This window comes from Sedimentitalea xiamensis (assembly GCF_030164465.1).
Taxonomy (GTDB): domain Bacteria; phylum Pseudomonadota; class Alphaproteobacteria; order Rhodobacterales; family Rhodobacteraceae; genus Sedimentitalea; species Sedimentitalea xiamensis.
On the sequence record NZ_JASNJE010000065.1, the window covers coordinates 1 to 6,377 of the forward strand.

The 6,377-nt window shown below is 62.4% G+C and carries 9 protein-coding genes and 2 pseudogenes; 6 read left to right on the top strand and 5 right to left on the bottom strand.

Annotation, left to right across the window (positions count from 1 at the left end):
• A pseudogene (locus tag QO034_RS22890) lies at positions 1-122 on the top strand (IS5/IS1182 family transposase); the annotation flags it as partial.
• Between the two features lie 454 nt (positions 123-576).
• Entirely contained in the window at positions 577-2,376 is a 1,800-nt protein-coding gene (lepA, locus tag QO034_RS22895) for a translation elongation factor 4 (protein ID WP_284487819.1), read from the top strand.
• Between the two features lie 389 nt (positions 2,377-2,765).
• On the opposite strand, the gene QO034_RS22900 is transcribed toward lepA, so the two are convergent.
• The gene (locus tag QO034_RS22900; RefSeq protein ID WP_284487820.1) at positions 2,766-2,903 is read right to left on the bottom strand and encodes an entericidin A/B family lipoprotein; all 138 of its coding nucleotides are present in this window, start codon (positions 2,901-2,903) and stop codon (positions 2,766-2,768) included.
• 165 nt (positions 2,904-3,068) lie between these two features.
• Here QO034_RS22900 and QO034_RS22905 point away from each other — a divergent pair, with 165 nt between their 5' ends.
• Entirely contained in the window at positions 3,069-3,503 is a 435-nt protein-coding gene (locus QO034_RS22905) for a DsrE family protein (protein ID WP_321170036.1), read from the top strand.
• Between the two features lie 28 nt (positions 3,504-3,531).
• Here the strand turns inward: QO034_RS22905 and QO034_RS22910 are convergent, their stop codons facing one another.
• The gene (locus QO034_RS22910; protein ID WP_284487821.1) at positions 3,532-3,759 is read right to left on the bottom strand and encodes a hypothetical protein; all 228 of its coding nucleotides are present in this window, start codon (positions 3,757-3,759) and stop codon (positions 3,532-3,534) included.
• Positions 3,760-3,931: 172 nt separating this feature from the next.
• Between QO034_RS22910 and QO034_RS22915 the strand changes: the two genes are divergently transcribed.
• Entirely contained in the window at positions 3,932-4,324 is a 393-nt protein-coding gene (locus QO034_RS22915; protein WP_284487822.1) for a rhodanese-like domain-containing protein, read from the top strand.
• A gap of 15 nt (positions 4,325-4,339) precedes the next feature.
• On the opposite strand, the gene QO034_RS22920 is transcribed toward QO034_RS22915, so the two are convergent.
• Positions 4,340-4,618, bottom strand: a complete 279-nt coding sequence (locus tag QO034_RS22920; protein WP_284487823.1) for a hypothetical protein — start codon at positions 4,616-4,618, stop codon at positions 4,340-4,342.
• 142 nt (positions 4,619-4,760) lie between these two features.
• On the opposite strand from QO034_RS22920, the gene QO034_RS22925 reads away from it, so the two are divergent.
• Positions 4,761-4,955, top strand: coding sequence for a CTP synthetase (locus tag QO034_RS22925; RefSeq protein WP_284487824.1), 195 nt, complete (start codon positions 4,761-4,763; stop codon positions 4,953-4,955).
• On the opposite strand, the gene QO034_RS22930 is transcribed toward QO034_RS22925, so the two are convergent.
• A complete protein-coding gene (locus tag QO034_RS22930) occupies positions 4,945-5,703 on the bottom strand; it encodes an alpha/beta fold hydrolase (protein WP_284487825.1) in 759 nt (252 codons plus the stop codon). The two genes, QO034_RS22925 and QO034_RS22930, sit on opposite strands and share 11 nt — an antisense overlap.
• Before the next feature lie 90 nt (positions 5,704-5,793).
• On the opposite strand from QO034_RS22930, the gene QO034_RS22935 reads away from it, so the two are divergent.
• On the top strand, positions 5,794-6,168 hold the full coding sequence (locus QO034_RS22935) for a hypothetical protein (protein WP_284487826.1): 375 nt from the start codon (positions 5,794-5,796) through the stop codon (positions 6,166-6,168).
• Positions 6,169-6,235: 67 nt separating this feature from the next.
• Here the strand turns inward: QO034_RS22935 and glyA are convergent.
• Positions 6,236-6,377: pseudogene (glyA, locus tag QO034_RS22940) on the bottom strand (serine hydroxymethyltransferase); the annotation flags it as partial.

A 6,377-nucleotide genomic window follows, 5' to 3' on the forward strand; every position in this document is an offset into this window, starting at 1 on the left:
TGCTGGGGCAACGCCTCATGGCACGGAACTTCGACCGCCAAGTCGCGGAACTCCAGGTCCGTATCGCCGTGCTCAACGGCTACACAGCGCTCGGCATACCCGTCACGGAAGCAGTGGGATAAGTCCGTCTGGGGAAAGGGGAACCTCGGCCATCAACCGATTTGTGCAACAGAGCCGGTACCAGTCGCAGGTTTCGGATCTGTGGAGATCCTTTGGCAGCATCAAATGATTTCGCACCGCAATAATCATGCGAACTTCCCAAAAAACTGGAAATAATATTTCAATGTAAGGCAAAATAGGGAAAAATCAATCTCCAGTTGTTTGTCGCTGCGCGCGAAAGCGTCGGATTGGTGGACAAACTGGGCCGACAGAAAATTGCGTCACGCAGCGTCCATCGCTGGCCCCGAGGGCAAAGAGCGCGGGCTTGCCGTTTCGTCCTGATGCATAACGGCTCCAGGGGTTCCGATCAGCCATCGGCGAAGGCGGCCACGACCGACCGCCGAGAGCGCGCGGCGTCGGGAACAACGCGGTAGTGTGTGCTTGACCGCCCCTCAAATCCGCCTCATATCCTGCACCATGACACCGCTCTCACATATCCGCAATTTCTCCATCGTCGCCCATATCGACCACGGGAAATCCACGCTCGCCGACCGCCTGATCCAGGAGACGAACACCGTGTCCCTGCGCGAGATGAAGGAGCAGATGCTCGACAGCATGGATATCGAGCGCGAACGCGGCATCACCATCAAGGCGCAGACCGTCCGCATCAACTATACCGCCGACAACGGCGAGGATTACGTGCTGAACCTGATCGACACGCCCGGTCACGTGGACTTTGCCTATGAAGTCTCCCGTTCCATGCGCGCGGTCGAAGGCTCGCTGCTGGTGGTGGATTCCACCCAAGGGGTCGAGGCGCAGACGCTCGCCAATGTCTACCAGGCCATCGACGCCAACCACGAGATCGTGCCGGTCCTGAACAAGATCGACCTGCCGGCCACCGACTGCGACCGCGTCGCCGAACAGATCGAGGACGTGATCGGCATCGACGCGTCGGGCGCGATCCGGGTGTCGGCCAAGACCGGCGTCGGCATCCACGAGACGCTGGAGGCCATCGTCCACCACCTGCCCGCGCCGAAGGGCGAGCGCGACGCGCCCCTGAAGGCGATGCTGGTGGACAGCTGGTATGACAGCTATCTCGGCGTCATCGTTCTGGTGCGGATCATGGACGGCGTGCTGAAAAAGGGCGACCGGGTGCGGATGATGCAGAACGGATCGATCCACCATGTGGACCGCATCGGCGTTTTCCGCCCCGCCATGACCACCGTGGATGCACTCGGCCCCGGCGAGATCGGCTTTCTCACCGCCAGTATCAAGCAGGTGCGGGACACCCGCGTCGGCGACACGATCACCCATGAGAAGAACGGCTGCGCCAAGGCGCTTCCGGGCTTCAAACCGTCCCAGCCGGTGGTCTTCTGCGGTCTCTTCCCGGTCGATTCCGCCGAATTCGAGGACCTGCGCGACGCCATCGAGAAGCTCGCGCTCAACGACGCCAGCTTTTCCTACGAGATGGAAACCTCGGCGGCGCTGGGTTTCGGCTTCCGCTGCGGGTTCCTCGGCCTCTTGCATCTGGAGGTGGTGCGCGACCGGATCGAGCGCGAATACGATATCGACCTGATCACCACCGCGCCGAGCGTCGTCTATCACGTCTACATGCGCGACGGCACGATGACGGAACTGCATAACCCCGCCGACATGCCCGACCTGACCCATGTGGACCATATCGAGGAGCCGCGGATCAAGGCCACGATCCTGGTGCCCGACGACTACCTGGGCGATGTGCTGAAGCTCTGCCAGGACCGGCGCGGCATCCAGATGGACCTGACCTATGCAGGCTCCCGCGCCATGGTGGTCTATGACCTGCCGCTGAACGAGGTGGTGTTCGACTTCTACGACCGGCTGAAATCTGTGACCAAGGGCTATGCGTCCTTCGATTATCAGCTTACGGAATACCGCCAGGACAACCTGGTGAAGATGTCGGTGCTGGTGAACGAAGAACCGGTCGATGCCCTGTCGATGATGGTGCATCGCGACCGCGCCGAGGCGCGGGGCCGCGCCATGGTCGAGAAGCTCAAGGACCTCATCCCGCGCCACATGTTCAAGATCCCGATCCAGGCCGCGATCGGCGGCAAGGTCATCGCCCGCGAGACCCTGAGCGCGATGCGCAAGGACGTGACCGCCAAATGCTACGGCGGCGATGCGACCCGCAAGAAGAAGCTCCTGGAGAAGCAGAAGAAGGGCAAGAAGCGGATGCGCCAGTTCGGCAAGGTGGACATCCCGCAGGAAGCCTTTATCAGCGCTCTGAAAATGGACAGCTAGTTGTCAGGACTCGATTGTTCGATCTTTATTCGCGCTGCTCAATCTCCGATTGGTCAACGCCCGAACCGCCCCCGTCATGGCGAAGGCACGCCGGCGGCGTGACGCGGTGGTTTTGGACGTTTTCTCATTCCCTGAAAGGCAAAACCACACCGCTAATTGACGAACCGGCCCACGCGGGACGTTTATTCGTATTGTTTGGCCTATTCGCTTGGATCCGCCATGGACCGCCTTCACGGGCACGGGACAGGCGCGTTCCGACACCGGAACCGCAAGCGGACCTGCGGTTATCGTGCGATCCCTTTGCCCAAGCCGACGATCGGGCCTTGCAGTCTGGCACGGAACGGGGGAAACGGCGCTGCGGCGCCTTTCGCCCGGACAGCGGCGGGCGTCTACAGCTTCTTCTGAACCTCGTTCGCCGTGTCGGTGATCGCGTCCCCGGCCTTCTGGATGTCCCGTCCGGCGCCCTTGGCGGTTTCGCAGGCGGTCAGCGCCAGCAGGGCAAGCCCGAGGAGGAAAGTTCTGGTCATATTGGTCTCCGTGCCTTGTGTCGGCTTGGATGAGAACCCTGTTTTCCCGCCCTTGGCAAGGGTGCGATGCCATCGCGCCGCGGGCCGGTTTCACATATTCATAATCTACTATACGCGCGGGATTCGCACCGCTATCCTGAACCGGCGAACAACGGGAGGATTACCTTGAAACACACGCTCGCATCGGCTGCCATCGCCCTGTCCATCGCTTCGTCCGCCTGGGCCGAAGGTGCAACCCATCACGTCGCGATCCACGTCAATCAGAATGACCCGCAGGTCATGAACATGGCGTTGAACAATGCGCAAAACATCTCGAATTACTATGAAACCCAAGGGGATAGCGTGGTGATCGAACTCGTCGCCTACGGCCCCGGCCTGAACATGCTGATCCCCGGCAAAAGTCCGGTCGAGGATCGGATCAACACCATGAGCATGGATATCGAGAACATCAGCTTCGCCGCCTGCGGAAACACTCACCGCGCCATGTCCGAGAAAGCCGGGCAGGAGATCACCCTGATGGAGGAGGTCCGCATCGTGCCGTCCGGCGTGGTGCGCCTGATCGAGTTGCAGGAAAACGGATACGCCTACGTACGGCCATGACCGCCGGCATGGTATCGGATGCGTGTCCTCACGCGTCCGAGGCCGCCCGTTTCGCCAGCAGGCCGGACCGGGCATCCAGGTAGTCGTCCCGGCGGTCGCCACGCTGAAGCAGAACGCAGAGCAGCGGCGCGAGAAATCCGATCCAGCTGCCTGCGACATAGCAGATCGCGATGCTCCATCCCCCGGCGCCGAGGATCGCCGCAATGATGGATGACAGAACTCCGGTCAAGAGCGAGAGGATCAGATATGCGGCCATGCCTTGTAATACCGTCCCGATGAAACTGAAGTTGAACTCAACCGTATCTCTTGGATGATGAAGGATCTGTTAACGCCGCGGGGCAGGCCGATTCGGAGCTGCCGGGGCACACGTCCGGGCCCGCGGCGCTGACAGACCGACCCCCCGGCCAATGCAAAAAACAGGAGCACATATGCCGATCACAGTGAAAGACATGATGGAAGCCGCCAACGCGGCGGTGGAAAGGATCGACGGGGCGCGGGCGCAGGGCATGGTCGCCGAGGGCGCCTTGCTGCTGGACGTGCGGGATGCGCCCGAACTCGAACGGGCAGGGCGCGCGGCGGGCTCGCATCATATCCCGCGTGGCATGCTGGAGTTCCGTGCGGACCCCGCGTCGCAGTTTCACGATCCTCAACTGCGTTTCGACCGCGAGATCGTGCTGCACTGCGCATCGGGCGGGCGCGCCGCGCTTGCGGGCAAGCTGTTGAAAGATATGGGCTATCAGAAAGTCTTCAACGTCGGCGGCCTGCAAGACTGGCAGGCATCCGGCGGCGCCGTCATCGAACCTGTCGATCCCGGCATGTAGCCCTGCGCAACCCGGTCAGTCGGCGGCGCCGCGCACGCTTTCGGGATGCTCCGCAACGAACTGGCGCAGGGTGCCGAACAGGGCGCGGGCGCGCTCCACGTCACTGCTGTGCAGTGCGGCGAGGATGTCGTCGCAGATCATCCTCTGTACGGCCTGCGGTCCTTTCGGCCGGTGCATGAGGTAGTCGCCGAGAAGGGCGGCGCTTACCTTGCCAAGGTGTTCATGATCCGCCAGCACCCTGATCTGGTCGCGGCTCAGGCAGGTCATGTCTTCGATGTCTTCCAGGGAAATCATGGAACCCACTCCTCTCGTGATCACCATGCAATGTTCCGATCCTACCGGAAAATCGGACTTGTCTGGTTGATCCGGATCAATGTGAACGCATTCGCAAATCCCTATGCGAAGAGATGCAACGTCGGCAGCAAGGAGAGGCCGGATGTTCCGATTGGCCAGGATACTCTATCCCATCGTCGCGACGTCGTTGGCCGGGGCCGCGATCGTATTCGCGCTGGTGATCGGTCAGGTTGCCGTCGTCCCGATTCTGATCTCGGTCGCTGTCGGGTCCGTGTCGGCCTTGCCGGTTTCCTGGCTTGTGGCCCGCAAGCTCTATGGCGAGCCGGTCAGGCGGTAAGGAAGGCCCGCACGGACGCTTCGAACTCGCGCGGTTTGTCCGCGTGCAGCCAATGCCCGGCGCCGGGGATCTTCGCAAACCTGGCGCGCGGAAACAGGGCGCGGATGGCGGGGCGGTGGTCAGCCTGAACGTAGTCGGAATCGCCACCGGTCAGAAACAGGACCGGACCTTCCCACCGGGATTGAACCTGTGGGAAATCCATGATCTCCGGCATTGCCTGCGCCAGGACGTCCAGGTTCAGCCGCCATTCCTTTGCGGCGATGTCGAGCGATTGGGTGAAAAAGCTTTGCAGCGCCGGTTCGACCCCGAGTGCCGCCAGCTGTTCGGCGGCATCGGAACGACGCGTGACCTTTCCAAGATCGACGGCGCGCATCGTTTCGATGAAGGGCAGCTGCGAATGGGTGTATTTCACCGGCGCGATGTCGGCGACGACCAGACGGCGCAGCGCGTCGGGATGACGCAATGCCAGCATCATGGCGGCCTTTCCGCCCATGGAATGCCCGACCATGTCGACCGGGCCGCCGATGGAGGCGATCAGTTCGGCCAGGTCATCGGCCAGATCCGGGTAGCTGTGCGTCGGCTGCCACGGGCTTTGCCCATGGTTGCGCATGTCGACCGCAAGAACCTGCCGGTCGTCCGACAGGCGTTTCGCGATGACGCCCCAGTTGCGGGCGGAGCCGTATAGCCCGTGCACGATCAGCAGCGGCGGCAGATCCGTCGGGGTTCCGTGGACGATCCGATTCAACATGCCCCTAGATAACCGCTGGTGACACCGCCTGCCAGACCCCATTGAGCCATCGCGCAACCGGCGCTAAGTCTTGCCGCACAGGAGGCCGCCTTGACCGAACAGGAAACCATTCAGGCAGACATTGCCCAGAGTCTCGCGTTGTTGCGCGCCAAGCTTGGCATCCGGGCGAAAACCGCGCATCAGGCGCTGGAAAAGGCGCGCCGGCTGCTGCCGGGCAGCACCTATGCCGCGCTGAAATCCCTGGCGGATGCAGAGCCGTTTCTGGGTCATCCCAGGCTGTGGCGGACCCTTGATGGCGATGCGCTGAAACGGGCGGCGCGGGACGTTCAGGCGCATCTGGATGCGATCGATGCGGCGGACCGCCGCAAGGGCTGGTGGCTTGGCATGCTGGGCGGGCTGTCGTTCAACCTGATCGCGATGTTTGTTCTGCTGCTGATCGTGCTGGTCTGGCGCGGTTTCCTCTGAGAAACGCGATGATCCGCGCATCCGCCCCCGCGGTTCCGCGGGGACAGAAGAAAGAGCTTTGCCGGTCTCACACTCCCGGATAGATGGGGAAGCGTTGGCACAGGGCCTCGACCTCGGCCTTGACCTTGGCCTCGACTGCGCCGTTGCCGTCCTCGCCGTTCGCGGCCAGCCCGTCCACCACCTCGATGATCCAGTCGGCGATCTGGCGG

Excerpts from the sequence above, each read along its gene's own strand:
- lepA (WP_284487819.1), top strand. The coding sequence starts at position 577 with ATGACACCGCTCTCACATATCCGCAATTTCTCCATCGTCGCCCATATC.
- QO034_RS22900 (WP_284487820.1), bottom strand. The coding sequence starts at position 2,903 with ATGACCAGAACTTTCCTCCTCGGGCTTGCCCTGCTGGCGCTGACCGCC.
- QO034_RS22910 (WP_284487821.1), bottom strand. The coding sequence starts at position 3,759 with ATGGCCGCATATCTGATCCTCTCGCTCTTGACCGGAGTTCTGTCATCC.
- QO034_RS22915 (WP_284487822.1), top strand. The coding sequence starts at position 3,932 with ATGCCGATCACAGTGAAAGACATGATGGAAGCCGCCAACGCGGCGGTG.
- QO034_RS22920 (WP_284487823.1), bottom strand. The coding sequence starts at position 4,618 with ATGATTTCCCTGGAAGACATCGAAGACATGACCTGCCTGAGCCGCGAC.
- QO034_RS22925 (WP_284487824.1), top strand. The coding sequence starts at position 4,761 with ATGTTCCGATTGGCCAGGATACTCTATCCCATCGTCGCGACGTCGTTG.
- QO034_RS22930 (WP_284487825.1), bottom strand. The coding sequence starts at position 5,703 with ATGTTGAATCGGATCGTCCACGGAACCCCGACGGATCTGCCGCCGCTG.